13 protein-coding genes are annotated in these 14,285 nt (G+C 51.3%); 5 read left to right on the forward strand and 8 right to left on the reverse strand.

Annotated features, from left to right (window positions below; genetic code table 11):
* Window positions 1–2 precede the first annotated feature (2 nt).
* The 4 genes from C6A40_RS18850 (at window position 3) to ugd (ending at window position 5,901) form a co-directional block, all read left to right on the forward strand.
* Window positions 3–1,433, forward strand: coding sequence for a phosphomannomutase (locus C6A40_RS18850; RefSeq protein WP_045337065.1), 1,431 nt, complete (start codon window positions 3–5; stop codon window positions 1,431–1,433).
* 86 nt (window positions 1,434–1,519) lie between these two features.
* Window positions 1,520–2,950: an undecaprenyl-phosphate galactose phosphotransferase gene (locus tag C6A40_RS18855; protein WP_114191332.1), complete on the forward strand. Its 1,431-nt coding sequence runs from the start codon at window positions 1,520–1,522 to the stop codon at window positions 2,948–2,950.
* Window positions 2,951–3,101: 151 nt separating this feature from the next.
* Complete coding sequence (gene gndA, locus C6A40_RS18860) at window positions 3,102–4,508, forward strand: NADP-dependent phosphogluconate dehydrogenase (RefSeq protein WP_028013772.1); 1,407 nt, start codon at window positions 3,102–3,104, stop codon at window positions 4,506–4,508.
* Window positions 4,509–4,734: 226 nt separating this feature from the next.
* Entirely contained in the window at window positions 4,735–5,901 is a 1,167-nt protein-coding gene (gene ugd / locus C6A40_RS18865; protein WP_045337069.1) for a UDP-glucose 6-dehydrogenase, read from the forward strand.
* Window positions 5,902–5,948: 47 nt separating this feature from the next.
* Here the strand turns inward: ugd and C6A40_RS18870 are convergent, their stop codons facing one another.
* Window positions 5,949–6,953, reverse strand: coding sequence for an NAD-dependent epimerase (locus tag C6A40_RS18870; protein WP_045337070.1), 1,005 nt, complete (start codon window positions 6,951–6,953; stop codon window positions 5,949–5,951).
* 194 nt (window positions 6,954–7,147) lie between these two features.
* Here C6A40_RS18870 and wzzB point away from each other — a divergent pair, with 194 nt between their 5' ends.
* The gene (wzzB, locus tag C6A40_RS18875) at window positions 7,148–8,128 is read left to right on the forward strand and encodes an LPS O-antigen chain length determinant protein WzzB (protein ID WP_045337071.1); all 981 of its coding nucleotides are present in this window, start codon (window positions 7,148–7,150) and stop codon (window positions 8,126–8,128) included.
* Window positions 8,129–8,167: 39 nt separating this feature from the next.
* Here wzzB and hisIE read toward each other — a convergent pair whose 3' ends face one another.
* The 7 genes from hisIE to hisD are packed head-to-tail and all read right to left on the reverse strand — an operon-like array spanning window position 8,168 to window position 14,284.
* Entirely contained in the window at window positions 8,168–8,779 is a 612-nt protein-coding gene (gene hisIE, locus C6A40_RS18880) for a bifunctional phosphoribosyl-AMP cyclohydrolase/phosphoribosyl-ATP diphosphatase HisIE (protein ID WP_045337072.1), read from the reverse strand.
* Entirely contained in the window at window positions 8,773–9,549 is a 777-nt protein-coding gene (gene hisF / locus C6A40_RS18885; RefSeq protein WP_045337073.1) for an imidazole glycerol phosphate synthase subunit HisF, read from the reverse strand. Before hisF ends, hisIE begins: the two co-directional genes overlap by 7 nt.
* On the reverse strand, window positions 9,531–10,268 hold the full coding sequence (gene hisA / locus C6A40_RS18890) for a 1-(5-phosphoribosyl)-5-[(5-phosphoribosylamino)methylideneamino]imidazole-4-carboxamide isomerase (RefSeq protein ID WP_045337075.1): 738 nt from the start codon (window positions 10,266–10,268) through the stop codon (window positions 9,531–9,533). Before hisA ends, hisF begins: the two co-directional genes overlap by 19 nt.
* Complete coding sequence (gene hisH, locus C6A40_RS18895; RefSeq protein ID WP_023294783.1) at window positions 10,268–10,858, reverse strand: imidazole glycerol phosphate synthase subunit HisH; 591 nt, start codon at window positions 10,856–10,858, stop codon at window positions 10,268–10,270. Before hisH ends, hisA begins: the two co-directional genes overlap by 1 nt.
* Complete coding sequence (hisB, locus tag C6A40_RS18900) at window positions 10,858–11,925, reverse strand: bifunctional histidinol-phosphatase/imidazoleglycerol-phosphate dehydratase HisB (RefSeq protein WP_021241432.1); 1,068 nt, start codon at window positions 11,923–11,925, stop codon at window positions 10,858–10,860. The genes hisH and hisB overlap by 1 nt, the downstream gene beginning before the upstream one ends.
* Window positions 11,922–12,983 (reverse strand): histidinol-phosphate transaminase, encoded by a 1,062-nt coding sequence (gene hisC, locus C6A40_RS18905; RefSeq protein WP_023344482.1) that lies wholly within the window; start codon window positions 12,981–12,983, stop codon window positions 11,922–11,924. The genes hisB and hisC overlap by 4 nt, the downstream gene beginning before the upstream one ends.
* Window positions 12,980–14,284: a histidinol dehydrogenase gene (hisD, locus tag C6A40_RS18910; RefSeq protein ID WP_023294782.1), complete on the reverse strand. Its 1,305-nt coding sequence runs from the start codon at window positions 14,282–14,284 to the stop codon at window positions 12,980–12,982. Before hisD ends, hisC begins: the two co-directional genes overlap by 4 nt.
* Window position 14,285: the final 1 nt, after the last annotated feature.

A 14,285-nucleotide genomic window follows, 5' to 3' on the forward strand; every position in this document is an offset into this window, starting at 1 on the left:
AAATGAACCTGGTTTATAATAGTCGAGATATTATCAAAAATTCAGGCATTGCTTTTGGAACTAGCGGTGCCCGTGGTCTTGTTAGCGATTTTACACCTGAGGTTTGTGCTGCTTTTACTGTTTCATTCCTGACCGTAATGCAGCAACAATTTTCGTTCGATACTATAGCACTTGCAATTGATAATAGACCAAGTAGCTACCAAATGGCTCAGGCTTGTGCCGCGGCGCTAAAGGGCAAAGGAATTGATACTGTATTCTATGGAGTTGTACCTACTCCAGCCTTAGCTTATCAATCTATGTCTGATTATGTGCCTGCGATCATGATCACGGGTAGTCATATCCCGTTTGATCGCAATGGCCTAAAGTTTTATAGACCTGACGGTGAAATTACTAAAGAGGATGAAAATGCTATTGTTCAAGCTGAAGCTTCATTCGGATACATTAAGAAAGAAGAGTTGTTGACTTCCTCGCTTGCCGCTGAAAATTATATTGCACGATATACCTCGTTATTTTCAACACCATTCCTGAAAAATAAACGTATTGGCATTTATGAGCATTCAAGTGCGGGCCGGGATCTTTATAAGCCTTTGTTTATTGCTTTGGGTGCTACTGTTATCAGTTTAGCCAGAAGTGATGAATTTGTCCCTATTGATACTGAAGCAGTAAGTGAAGATGATAGTCGTAAGGCAATAAAATGGGCAAAGGAATTACAGCTAGATGCAATATTTTCTACTGATGGAGATGGTGACAGGCCTCTTATCGCAGATGAAAATGGAAATTGGTTGCGAGGTGATGTTTTAGGCTTATTATGTTCACTGGAATTAACAGCGGATGCTGTAGCGGTTCCTGTAAGTTGTAATAGTATCATTTCTTCACATAATTACTTTAAGCATGTGATGCGAACCAAAATTGGTTCTCCTTATGTTATTGCTGCATTTGCGGAGCTAGCTGCAAATTATAATTGTGTTGTAGGTTTTGAAGCTAATGGTGGTTTTTTATTGGGCAGTGATGTCTTTATTAACCAGCACTTGCTTAGAGCGTTACCAACTCGTGATGCAGTCCTCCCTGCTATTATGCTACTTTATAGAGCAAAAGATTATGGCATCGGTGAACTTGTTTCACAGCTGCCAGCACGTTATACCCATTCCAATAGATTACAGAATGTAGATTCTCTAACAAGCGTGTCATTAATTAATTTAGGACTATCAGACCCCGTTAAGTTTATGGATTATATCGGATTAGATGATTGTCAGATATTGAACTCAGATATTACTGATGGGTTGCGAATTACATTGGACAATAATAGTATTGTACATTTGCGCCCTTCAGGCAATGCTCCTGAGCTACGTTGTTATGCAGAGGCTGACACTCAAGACGCAGCATACAAACTTGTTGAAACTGTCCTTGCTAATATCGAAAAGCAGGTTGGGTAAAATCTTTAAATATAGTAGACCTTAAGCGTTTATCTTGTGAACGCTTAACTTGGCTATTTGGTACCCATTTAGAGGGCGTGAGTTTAATGGATAGTATTGATAACAAGTATAATCCACAGTTATGTAAGATGTTATTGGCTATTTCAGATTTATTTTTTTTCAATGTAGCGTTGTGGCTATCTTTAGGGTGCGTATATTTAATTTTTAATGAGGTTCAGCGTTTTATTCCGCAAGAACAATTAGACTCGCGCTTCATTTCGCATTTCATACTTTCAATCGTCTGTGTAGGATGGTTTTGGATACGTTTGCGTCATTACACTTATCGCAAACCATTTTGGTATGAATTAAAAGAAATTATTCGGACAATTGTTATTTTTGCCGTGTTTGATTTGGCCCTGATTGCGTTTACAAAATGGCAGTTTTCTCGTTATGTTTGGGTGTTCTGCTGGTCGTTTGCGCTGATTTTGGTGCCCTTATTCCGTGTTCTAACAAAACACTTGCTAAATAAATTAGGTATCTGGAAAAAAACAACCGTCATTTTTGGATGCGGTGAAAATGCAATCGGCGCATACAATGCCTTGCAGAGCGAAGAGATGATGGGTTTTAATGTTGTGGCTTTCTTTGATACTGATGCTGCATCATCTGAGATTTGTTCCCTACCTGTAATACAAGATGTAGAAAAAATTTGGAGTTTAAATCGCACCGGAGATATTCACTATATACTTGCCTATGAATATACCGAGCCTGATAAAACACAATTATGGCTTCGTGAGTTATCTAAACACCATTGTCGTTCAGTTACAGTTGTGCCTTCTTTCCGCGGATTGCCCTTATATAATACCGATATGTCCTTCATTTTTAGCCATGAAGTGATGTTATTGAGGATACAAAACAATCTTGCCAAAAGGACCTCTCGTTTTCTTAAACGTACTTTCGATATTGTTTGCTCTTCATTAATATTGTTGGTCGCATCACCACTTATGATTTACCTGTGGTACAAAGTGACTCGTGATGGTGGGCCAGCCATTTATGGTCATCAGCGCGTAGGACGAAACGGTAAGTTGTTCCCGTGCTACAAATTTCGCTCAATGGTGATGAATTCTCAGGAAGTGTTAAAAGAGCTTCTTGATAGCGATCCGGAGGCGAGGGCTGAGTGGGAAAAAGATTTTAAATTAAAGAATGATCCACGTATTACCGCTGTGGGGCGTTTTATTCGTAAAACCAGCCTTGATGAATTACCGCAATTATTTAATGTGCTTAAAGGCGAAATGAGCCTTGTCGGACCGCGGCCTATCATTTCTGACGAGTTGGAGCGGTACTGTGATGATGTTGACTATTATCTCATGGCGAAGCCTGGCATGACGGGCTTATGGCAGGTGAGTGGCCGTAATGATGTTGATTATGATACACGCGTCTATTTTGATGCCTGGTACGTCAAGAACTGGACACTATGGAATGACATAGCCATTTTGTTTAAGACGGTGAAAGTTGTGTTACATCGTGATGGTGCATACTGAGATCCTCAGACGATAATTTACTAGAAAATATGCAGTTTTGTGATGAGTGCATCAATTGCTACCCTCTTACCTCTCCCTTGAGTTAACATGTTTTTTACTTAACCCGTCGCTTTCATTCCGGCGGGGTATCCACACCTGACAGGAGTATGTAATGTCCAAGCAACAGATCGGCGTTGTCGGTATGGCAGTAATGGGGCGCAACCTGGCGCTCAACATCGAAAGCCGTGGTTATACCGTCTCCGTTTTCAACCGCTCCCGTGATAAGACCGAAGAAGTGATTGCCGAGAACCCAGGCAAGAAACTGGTTCCTTTCTATACGGTTAAAGAGTTTGTTGAGTCTCTGGAAACGCCTCGTCGTATCCTGTTAATGGTGAAAGCAGGCGCAGGTACCGATGCAGCTATCGACTCCCTGAAGCCTTACCTCGAAAAAGGTGACATCATCATTGATGGCGGTAATACCTTCTTCCAGGACACCATTCGTCGTAACCGTGAACTGTCCGCTGAAGGTTTCAACTTCATCGGTACCGGTGTATCCGGTGGCGAAGAGGGCGCGCTGAAAGGCCCATCCATCATGCCTGGCGGCCAGAAAGAAGCATACGAACTTGTTGCGCCTATTCTGACCAAAATCGCTGCTGTTGCAGAAGATGGTGAGCCGTGCGTGACTTATATCGGTCCGGACGGTGCGGGTCACTATGTGAAAATGGTGCACAACGGTATTGAATACGGCGATATGCAGCTGATTGCTGAAGCCTACTCCTTGCTGAAAGGTGGCCTGAACCTTTCTAACGAAGAGCTTGCTGAAACCTTCACTGAATGGAATAAAGGCGAGCTGAACAGCTACCTGATCGACATCACCAAAGATATCTTCACGAAGAAAGATGAAGAGGGTAAATACCTGGTTGATGTGATTCTGGATGAAGCAGCGAACAAAGGCACCGGTAAATGGACCAGCCAGAGCTCTCTGGATCTGGGCGAGCCGCTGTCACTGATCACCGAATCTGTCTTCGCGCGTTACATCTCTTCTCTGAAAGAGCAGCGCGTCGCGGCATCTAAAGTACTGTCTGGCCCACAGGCTAAACCAGCGGGTGATAAAGCCGAATTCGTTGAAAAAGTGCGTCGTGCACTGTACCTGGGTAAAATCGTTTCTTACGCGCAGGGCTTCTCTCAGCTGCGTGCGGCATCAGACGAGAACAACTGGGATCTGAACTACGGTGAGATTGCGAAGATCTTCCGTGCGGGTTGCATCATTCGCGCGCAGTTCCTGCAGAAAATCACCGATGCCTATGCTGAAAACGCCGGTATCGCCAACCTGCTGCTGGCACCGTACTTCAAGAAGATTGCGGACGAATATCAGCAGGCGCTGCGTGATGTAGTTGCCTATGCTGTTCAGAACGGTATTCCGGTTCCAACCTTCTCTGCTGCAGTAGCCTACTACGACAGCTACCGTGCTGCCGTTCTGCCTGCTAACCTGATTCAGGCCCAGCGTGACTACTTCGGTGCGCATACCTACAAGCGTACCGATAAAGAAGGCGTATTCCATACCGAATGGATGGAATAAGTTAACTGACTCGCTGTCACCGAAACCCGGAGCCTGTCTCCGGGTTTTTTTATGCAAAAACTGCCGCCTGTTACTCGAAGTAGTCTGAATCTCATTCTCCTCGCAGTGATTACTCCTGGTTTGCCTTGACAGCTCAGTTTGTCAGGAGGTACAAAGCCCAACAGTTATGTTTATCGCGATGGTCTGGCGACCATCAGTACAGTTAACTCACAGAAGTCATTAGCGAATGAAAATAACAATCTCCGGAACAGGGTATGTCGGTCTTTCTAACGGCATTTTGATTGCTCAAAATCATGAAGTGGTTGCGCTGGATATCGTGCAGGCCAAAGTGGACATGCTCAATCAGAAAAAATCGCCGATTGTCGATAAAGAAATCCAGGACTATCTCAGCAATAAACCGCTGAATTTCCGCGCCACGACTGATAAAGAAGATGCATACCGCGATGCGGATTACGTCATCATTGCGACGCCTACTGACTACGATCCCAAAACCAACTACTTCAACACCTCAACTGTGGAAGCGGTGATTGGGGATGTTATCGCGATAAATCCGGATGCGGTGATGGTCATTAAATCGACCATTCCTGTCGGTTTTACCAAATCCATCAAAGAAAAGTTCGGTATTGAAAATATCTTCTTCTCACCGGAATTCCTGCGTGAGGGAAGAGCGCTTTACGATAACCTGCATCCTTCGCGTATCGTTATTGGCGAACGTTCTGAGCGCGCTGAACGCTTTGCTGCGTTGCTACAGGAGGGGGCGCTCAAGAAAGATATTCAGGTGCTGTTTACCGACTCCACTGAAGCTGAGGCGATCAAGCTCTTCGCGAATACCTATCTGGCGATGCGAGTGGCTTATTTTAATGAGCTCGACAGCTACGCAGAAAGCCTCGGACTGAATACTCGCCAGATTATTGAAGGGGTGTGCCTCGACCCGCGCATTGGCAATCACTACAACAACCCGTCATTTGGCTATGGTGGCTATTGCCTGCCAAAAGATACGAAGCAGCTGCTGGCAAACTATCAGGCGGTGCCGAATAACCTCATCTCGGCGATTGTTGATGCCAACCGTACGCGTAAAGACTTCATCTCCGATTCTATCCTTGCACGTCAGCCGAAAGTGGTCGGTGTGTATCGTCTGATCATGAAGAGTGGTTCCGATAACTTCCGTGCCTCTTCCATTCAGGGGATCATGAAGCGTATCAAGGCAAAAGGCGTTGAGGTTATTATCTATGAACCTGCCATGTCGGACGATCAGTTCTTTAATTCACGCGTGATCCGCGATCTGGATGCCTTCAAAAAGGAAGCGGATGTCATTATCTCGAACCGAATGGCCGAAGAACTGGCTGACGTCGCTGACAAAGTCTATACCCGCGATCTCTTCGGTAGTGACTAAGTCTTTTCGTGATAAAAAACCCGGCTGATTTGCCGGGTTTTTTATTTTCAGACGTTGTAAAACTTGCGATACCAGTCAACGAAGTTCTTTACTCCGTCTTTGACTGAGGTTTGCGGTTTAAAACCAATCACGTCATACAGCGCTTTAGTGTCGGCGCTGGTTTCCAGCACGTCTCCTGGCTGGAGAGGCAGCATGTTTTTCTCTGCTTGTTTACCCAGCGCGTCTTCAAGCGCGGTAATGTAATCCATCAGCTCGACTGGTGAACTGTTACCGATGTTGTAAACACGATAAGGCGCTGAACTGGTTGCCGGTGAGCCAGTCTCAACGGTCCAGTTTGGATCTGACTGAGGAATAATATCCTGCAGACGAATAATGGCTTCAGCGATATCATCAATATACGTAAAGTCGCGCTTCATCTTACCGTAGTTATAGACATCAATGCTTTTGCCTTCAATCATCGCCTTGGTAAACTTAAACAGCGCCATGTCCGGGCGTCCCCACGGACCGTATACGGTAAAGAAGCGCAGCCCAGTTGTCGGCAGGTTGTAGAGATGCGAATAGGTGTGCGACATCAGCTCATTGGCTTTTTTGGTCGCGGCATAAAGCGAAACCGGGTGATCCACGGAATCGTCAGTGGAGAAGGGCATCTTGCGATTGAGGCCATATACGGAGCTGGATGAGGCATACAACAGATGCTGAACGTTGTTATGGCGGCAGCCTTCCAGTACGTTGAGGTGGCCGATAAGGTTGGCGTCCGCGTACGCATGGGGGTTTTCCAGGGAGTAACGAACACCCGCCTGCGCGGCCAGATGAATCACACGATCAAACTTCTCAGTAGCGAAAAGCGCAGCCATGCCTTCACGGTCTGCTAACTCCAGCTTGTGAAAGGTGAAACGCTCTGATTTCAACAGTTCCAGGCGCGCCAGCTTCAGGCTTACATCGTAGTAGTCATTGAGGTTATCGATACCAACAACCTGATGTCCGGCCTCAAGGAGGCGTTTACTGACATTTGCACCGATAAAACCCGCTGCACCCGTTACCAAAAATTTCATAGCGTTCCTCATAATGCTATATTCTTACCGATGCCATAACGCATCGCACTGCATCTATCATAGCGCGAAGGGGGTAAGTTACATAACCTATCTTTCCGATATTACTCATCGGATTCTTATAGAAAAATCGCCAGTAATCGATAAACTATGCAAACTTAATTATGTTCCGCCCTTTTTCATCTGTTAGGGATTGTATGACGCAAAACAACAATAGCCAGGTCGGTCGAAATCATGACCCTGAGCAAATTGATTTACTTGATTTAATGCTGCAACTTTGGCGTGGAAAGTGGATGATAGCAACCTTTGTTATTGTTTTTATTGCCCTTGCTGTCGGATATCTGTTTGTTGCTAAAGAAAAGTGGACCTCAAGTGCAATTATTGCGCAACCCGATGCGGCTCAGATAGCACCCTATTCAAATGCATTGAATATCCTTTATGGTACCGCCGCACCTTCAATGCTGGATATTCAAACGCGCGCTATTGACCGTTTTAATGCATCTTTCTCAGCGTTATCGCAGGCGCTGGACAATCAGGCTGTGCCTGAAAAACTCACCATCGAGCCTGCGGTTAAAGGGCAAGCGCTGCCATTAAGCGTCACCTATACCAGTACATCAGCAGAGGCGGCTCAGAAGCAGCTGGCGCAGTACATTCAGCAAGTCGATGAGCAGACCGCAAAAGAACTAGCCCTTGATCTTAAGGACAATATTAAGGAGCAGATCAAAACCCTGAATGATTCCCTGCAAAACCAGGAGAAGGTCGCGCAGGAACAAAAAGATCTGCGTATCAAACAGATTGCTGAGGCACTGAAAAACGCTGAGGCAGCGAAAATTACTTCGCCACAGCTCCAGCAAACCCAGGATGTCACACAGGAAACATTATTCCTGCTTGGCAGCGAAGGGCTTAAATCGATGATTGACAACGAAGCATCGCGCCCACTGGTTTTCCCCACCGCCTATTATCAGACCAGGCGAAATCTCTTGGATATCCAGAATCTGAACGTAAACCCGGACACAATCCACGTCTATCGTTACGTTATGAAGCCGGATCTTCCTGTCCGCCGTGACAGCCCGAAAAAAGCCGTGATTCTGGTCCTCGCCGTGCTACTTGGCGGAATGATTGGTTCAGGTGTGGTACTTGGCCGTAACGCCTTACGAAACTACAAACCAAAAGCCTGATTTGCAGATTAAAAAAACCGGGGATATACCCCGGTTTTTTTATTTGTGACGTTTGCGAAGGTTTTCTATCACCGCCGTCAAATCCAGCGCCTGATCTTGCAGCAGCACCAGCAGGTGATACATCAAATCAGACGCTTCGTTCGTCAGCTCCTCGCGGTCATGCACGGTCGCGGCCAGCGCCGTCTCAACGCCTTCTTCACCCACCTTCTGCGCAATACGCTTGGTTCCGCTGGCGTACAGCTTCGCGGTATAAGAACTCTCCGGATCCGCCGTTTTACGCTCCGCCAGCAGCTGCTCCAGTTGATACAGGAACAGCCACTGGTGACTCGCCTCGCCGAAGCAGCTGCTGGTGCCCTTATGGCAGGTCGGACCGATGGGGTTTGCCAGCACCAGCAGGGTATCGTTATCGCAGTCCGGCGTAATGCTTACTACATTCAGGAAATGGCCCGAGGTTTCGCCTTTGGTCCACAGGCGCTGTTTCGTGCGGGAGTAAAACGTCACTTTGCCGCTGTCGATCGTTTTCGCCAGCGCGTCCTGGTTCATATAGCCCAGCATCAGCACTTCGCCTGAGACGGCATGCTGGACAACTACCGGCAGTAATCCGTCCGTTTTTTTCCAGTCCAGCTGCGCCTGTTGTTGCTCTGTTAACATACCCTGATCTCCACGCCCTGGTCGGCCAGGTACGTTTTTAACTCACCAATATTAATAATCTGTTTGTGGAACACGGAAGCGGCCAGCGCGCCGTCCACGTTCGCATCGCGGAAGGCTTCGAGGAAATGTTCCATGGTGCCCGCGCCGCCGGAGGCAATCAGCGGAACGTGGCAGACCGCACGAACTTTTTTCAGCTGCTCGAGATCATACCCGTTACGCACGCCGTCCTGGTTCATCATGTTGAGGACAATCTCGCCAGCGCCACGCTTCTGCACTTCCTGCACCCAGTCGAGCGTTTCCCACTGCGTCACGCGAGTGCGGCTTTCATCCCCCGTGTACTGGTTGACGTGATACTTGCCCGTTGCGGCGTCATACCAGGTGTCGATCCCAACCACAATACACTGCACGCCAAAACGATCGGCGAGGCGGGTGATCAGCTCCGGGTCGGCCAGGGCAGGAGAGTTGATGGAAATCTTGTCGGCACCAAACGAGAGAATTTTGGACGCATCGTCAGCGGATTTAATCCCGCCCGCCACGCAGAACGGAATATCGATCACTTCCGCCACGCGCGCGACCCAGCTTTTGTCGACTACGCGGCCATCGCTGGACGCGGTAATATCGTAGAACACCAGCTCATCTGCGCCTTCATCGGCATAGCGTTTTGCCAGCGGAACGATGTCGCCAATGATCTCGTGGTTGCGGAACTGCACGCCTTTCACGACCTGGCCGTTACGTACGTCCAGGCAAGGGATTATCCGTTTTGCCAGCATTGAATCGCCTCCGTCACCGTAAATTTACCTTCCAGCAGGGCCCGGCCCACAATCACGCCCTGTACCCCCGTTCCGCGCAGCGCAGCAATATCGGCTAAGTCACCGATGCCGCCAGATGACTGGAACGCTACCTGCGGATAATGGGCGCAAACTTCTTCATATAAAGAAACGTTGGAGCCCGCCAGCGTGCCGTCACGGGAGATATCCGTGCACAGCACGTGCTTGAGGCCAACGGGCAGATAGGTATCAACTAGCGCCTCCAGCGTCACGCCGGAGTTTTCCTGCCAGCCGCTGACCGCCACCTGTTTATTACCCTGTTCGTCAATGCGCACGTCCAGCGCCAGCACCAGCGCGTCGGCGCCAAAGCGGCGGAACCAGCCCTTCACCGTCTCAGGATCTTTGACGGCGGTTGAACCGACCACCACGCGCGCCACGCCCGCGTCCAGCAGCGCCGCCACGTCATCTTCCGTACGCACGCCGCCGCCGACCTGTACCGGCACATCAACACCGGCAACCAGATTTTTCAGCAGCGGGATCTGGCGTTTTGCCGGGTCTTTCGCGCCCGTCAAATCCACCAGATGCAGCACCTGTGCACCCTGAGCGGCATAATCCTGCAGGCGCGGCAGCGGGTCCTTTCCGTAGTCGCGCTGTTGACCGTAATCGCCCTGATGAAGACGGACAACCGTGCCGTCAATTAAATCTAACGCGGGAATAATCATCACATCTCCAGGAAGTTTTTCAGCAGCTGCGCGCCCGCGGCGCCAGATCGCTCCGGGTGGAACTGTACGCCGAAGAAATTGTCTTTCTGCACCGCCGCGGTAAACGCCTCGCCGTAAGTGCACTGGGCGATGGTATTGACGTTCACCGGCATGGCGTAACTGTGCACGAAGTAAAAATACGCGCCGTCTTCAATGCCGCGAAACAGCCGGTCGCCCGCTTTGGCGTACACGCGGTTCCAGCCCATATGCGGCAGAGGCAGACCGTGGTCGGTCATTTTCGGCACGTCTTCGTTGATAATGCCCAGCAGGTCAACGCCGTTGCTCTCTTCGCTGCGGCGGCCCAGGATCTGCATACCCAGGCAAATGCCCAGCACCGGTTGGGTACAGGCTTTGATCAGATCGACCAGCTCGCGCTCGCGAATCTGATCCATCGCGGCCTGCGCAGTGCCCACGCCCGGCAGAAATAACTTGTCGGCACGCAGCACCACGTCAGGGTCACGGCTGACCACCGGTTCGTAGCCGTGGCGGGTGATGGCCGACTTTACGGAGTTCAGGTTGGCGCATCCGGTATCCAGAATCACCACGTTCATTACAGCACTCCTTTTGATGAGGGCAGGGCGTCGCCTTCCACGCGAATTGCCTGGCGCAGCGTGCGGCCAAAGGCCTTGAAGAGACTCTCCACGCGGTGGTGGTCGTTCTTGCCTTTGGTTTTCAGGTGCAGCGTCAGGCCCATGGTGTAGGACAATGAACGGAAGAAGTGCTCCACCATTTCGGTGCTCAGATCGCCCACGCGCTGGTAATTGAAGTCTGCTTTGTATTCCAGGTGCGGACGACCGGAGATATCCATCGCGCAGCGCGCCAGACACTCGTCCATCGGCAGGACAAAGCCAAAACGGTTAATGCCGCGTTTATCGCCGAGCGCCAGCTTAAGGGCTTCACCCAGCGCCAGGCCGGTATCTTCCACGGTGTGGTGATCGTCAATATACAGGTCGCCTTTTACCGCGATCTCCATGCGGAAACCGCCGTGGGTGGCAATCTGGTCCAGCATGTGGTCGAAGAAACCCACGCCGGTGTGGATCTTGCTGCCGCCTTCGCGGTCCAGCCAGACCTTCACATCAATCTGTGTCTCTTTGGTGTTGCGTTCAACGTGCGAGTAGCGGTCACGTTTTGTCAGCTGCTCGCCAATCATCGCCCAGTTAAGGTTGTTGCGGTCATAGCGCAGCCCCGCGATGCCCATGTTCTCCGCCAGCGTAATATCGGTAATGCGATCGCCGATGACATAGCTGTTAGTCTTATCCAGCACATCCTCCGCCAGATAGTGCTCGACCAGCTTCACCTTTGGCTTACGGCAGTCGCACTCGTCGGCTGGCATGTGCGGGCAAATCAGCACTTCATCAAACACCACACCCTGAGAGGTCAGCACCTGCATCATTAAATTATGCGGGCCGTCAAAGTCTGCCTGCGGGAAGCTGTCGGTACCCAGACCGTCCTGGTTGGTGATCATCACCAGCTTGTACCCGGCTTTTTGCAGCTTGAGCAGCACCGGGATCACGTCAGGTTCAAACGCCAGCTTGTCGAATCGGTCGACCTGAAAATCAGCTGGTGGCTCCGAAATAAGGGTGCCGTCACGATCGATGAAAAGGATCTTCTGGGTCATACTTTCTCCGCTTTCAGGGCGTCAATCACGCGCTGGCTCTCTGCACGGGTGCCGACGGTAATGCGCAGGCATCCGCTCAGAGAAGGTTGTTTATTCTGGTCTCGTAAGATAATGCCCTGATCCCATAAAGATTTAAATACGGCGCTGGAGGCGGTAAAGCGCACCAGGATGTAGTTGGTTTCCGAGTCGAACACCTGCTCCACGCACGGTATATCCTTCAGGGCGGTCACCAGGTACTGACGTTCCTCCAGGATTTGCGCCACGCGCTCGCGCATCGCGTTAATCCCCTCAGGCGTCAGCGCCTGTGCCGCAATATCGGCAACCGGCGTCGAGAGCGGGTACGGGGCGATCACCTTCAGCAGCAGGTCGATGACCTCTTTATTTGCCAGGGTGAATCCGCAGCGCAGACCCGCGAGAGCAAAGGCTTTTGACAGCGTACGCAGTACCACCAGGTGCGGATATTCTTCCAGCCAGCCAGCCAGCGTCGCCTGCGGGCAGAACTCGATGTAGGCTTCGTCCGCGACCACCAGGGCTTTACCGCGCGTCATCTCCAGCAGGGTGCGGATATCCTGCGGGTTAATAATCTGCCCGGTCGGGTTGTTCGGGCTACAGACAAAAACGACTTTTACGCCGTCAAGATTGTCGGCAATCCCCTGCAGATCCAGCTGCCAGTTCTCCAGTGAGAGCACGTTGCGACACGCCACCCCGAAGGTCTCCGCGCTGACGCTGTACATGCCGTAGGTCGGCTGGCAGTACATCACCGCGTCTTTGCCCGGCTCGCAGAAGGCGCGGATCAGCAGTTCAATGCCCTCATCCGCGCCGCGGCTGACCAGCACCTGCTCTGGCTTCACGCCAGCGTACTGCGCGTAGTTCTCAATAACCGCCTTCGGCTGACACTCCGGATAGCGGTTCAGCGTCTGCTGCGACAGCTCAAACTGCACCGCCGTAGGATATTCGTTGGCGTTCAGCCAGACATCCCCTTTACCGCCCAGACGACGCGCAGACTGGTAAGGCGTCAGGCGACGGACATTTTCGCGGGCTAATTCTTCAATGTTCATGCTTGCTCCTTCAGGGCTGCAACGCGCAGCGTAACGGCGTTTTTGTGAGCGGTCAGGCGCTCGGCGGCGGCCAGGGTTTCAATGGTGGACGCCAGCGAGGCAAACCCTTCGCGGGAGAGCTCCTGCACGGTCATGCGTTTCTGGAAATCCGCCAGCCCCAGGCTGGAACAGGTTGAGGTATAGCCATACGTTGGCAGCACGTGGTTGGTGCCGGAGGCGTAATCGCCCGCGGATTCCGGTGACCAGTCGCCGAGGAACACCGAGCCCGCGCTGGTAATGCTGTCGACCAGATCGCGCGCATTTCGGGTCTGAATAATCAGGTGCTCCGGACCGTACTGGTTAGAAATGGCAATGCACTGCTCGAGATCGCGCGCCACAATCAGTCGGCTGGCCGCTAACGCCTGGCGTGCCGTGTCGGCGCGGGGCAGGTCGGCAAGCTGACGCTCCACGGCTTCGCCCACGCGTTTCGCCATATCGGCATCCGGCGTCAGCAGGATAACCTGCGAGTCCGGGCCGTGTTCCGCCTGTGAAAGCAGGTCAGACGCGACGAAATCTGGCGTTGCGCCGCTGTCGGCAATCACCAGCACTTCAGACGGGCCGGCAGGCATATCGATGGCCGCGCCGTCCAGACGCTGGCTGACCTGACGCTTAGCCTCGGTCACATACGCATTGCCCGGGCCAAAGATTTTGTCGACCTTGGGAATGGATTCCGTGCCGAACGCCAGGGCGGATATCGCCTGCGCGCCGCCCACTTTATAGACCGCCTGCACGCCGCACAGCTTCGCCGCGTACAGGATCTCGTCGGCAATCGGTGGCGGTGAGCACAGCACCACTTTCTGACACCCGGCAATGCGTGCGGGAGTCGCCAGCATTAGCACGGTGGAGAAAAGCGGGGCAGAGCCGCCGGGAATATAGAGGCCGACGGACGCAACCGGGCGCGTCACCTGCTGGCAACGCACGCCGGGCAGGGTTTCGACATCCACGGTCTGCAGCTTTTGCGCGGTGTGGAAGGTATCAATGTTTTTCACCGCGACGGCCATCGCCTGCTTGATGTCATCCCCCAGGCGATTGCTGGCATCAATGATTTCCTGCTCGGTAACCTCTAATGCGCCGACGTCCGTCTTATCAAACTTCGCGCTGTATTCACGCAACGCGTCATCGCCGCGGGCTTTGACGTTATCCAGGATCTCCGCCACGGTGCGCGAGATACTTTCAGAGGCGGAAATCGCCGGGCGCATCAGCAGCTCGCGCTGCTGTGCGTCGCTACAGGTATTCCAGTCGATGATTGTGTTAAAGCTCATG

It is taken from the genome of Enterobacter sp. GER_MD16_1505_Eko_090 (assembly GCF_003331015.1).
In the GTDB taxonomy this organism is placed as follows: domain Bacteria; phylum Pseudomonadota; class Gammaproteobacteria; order Enterobacterales; family Enterobacteriaceae; genus Enterobacter; species Enterobacter roggenkampii.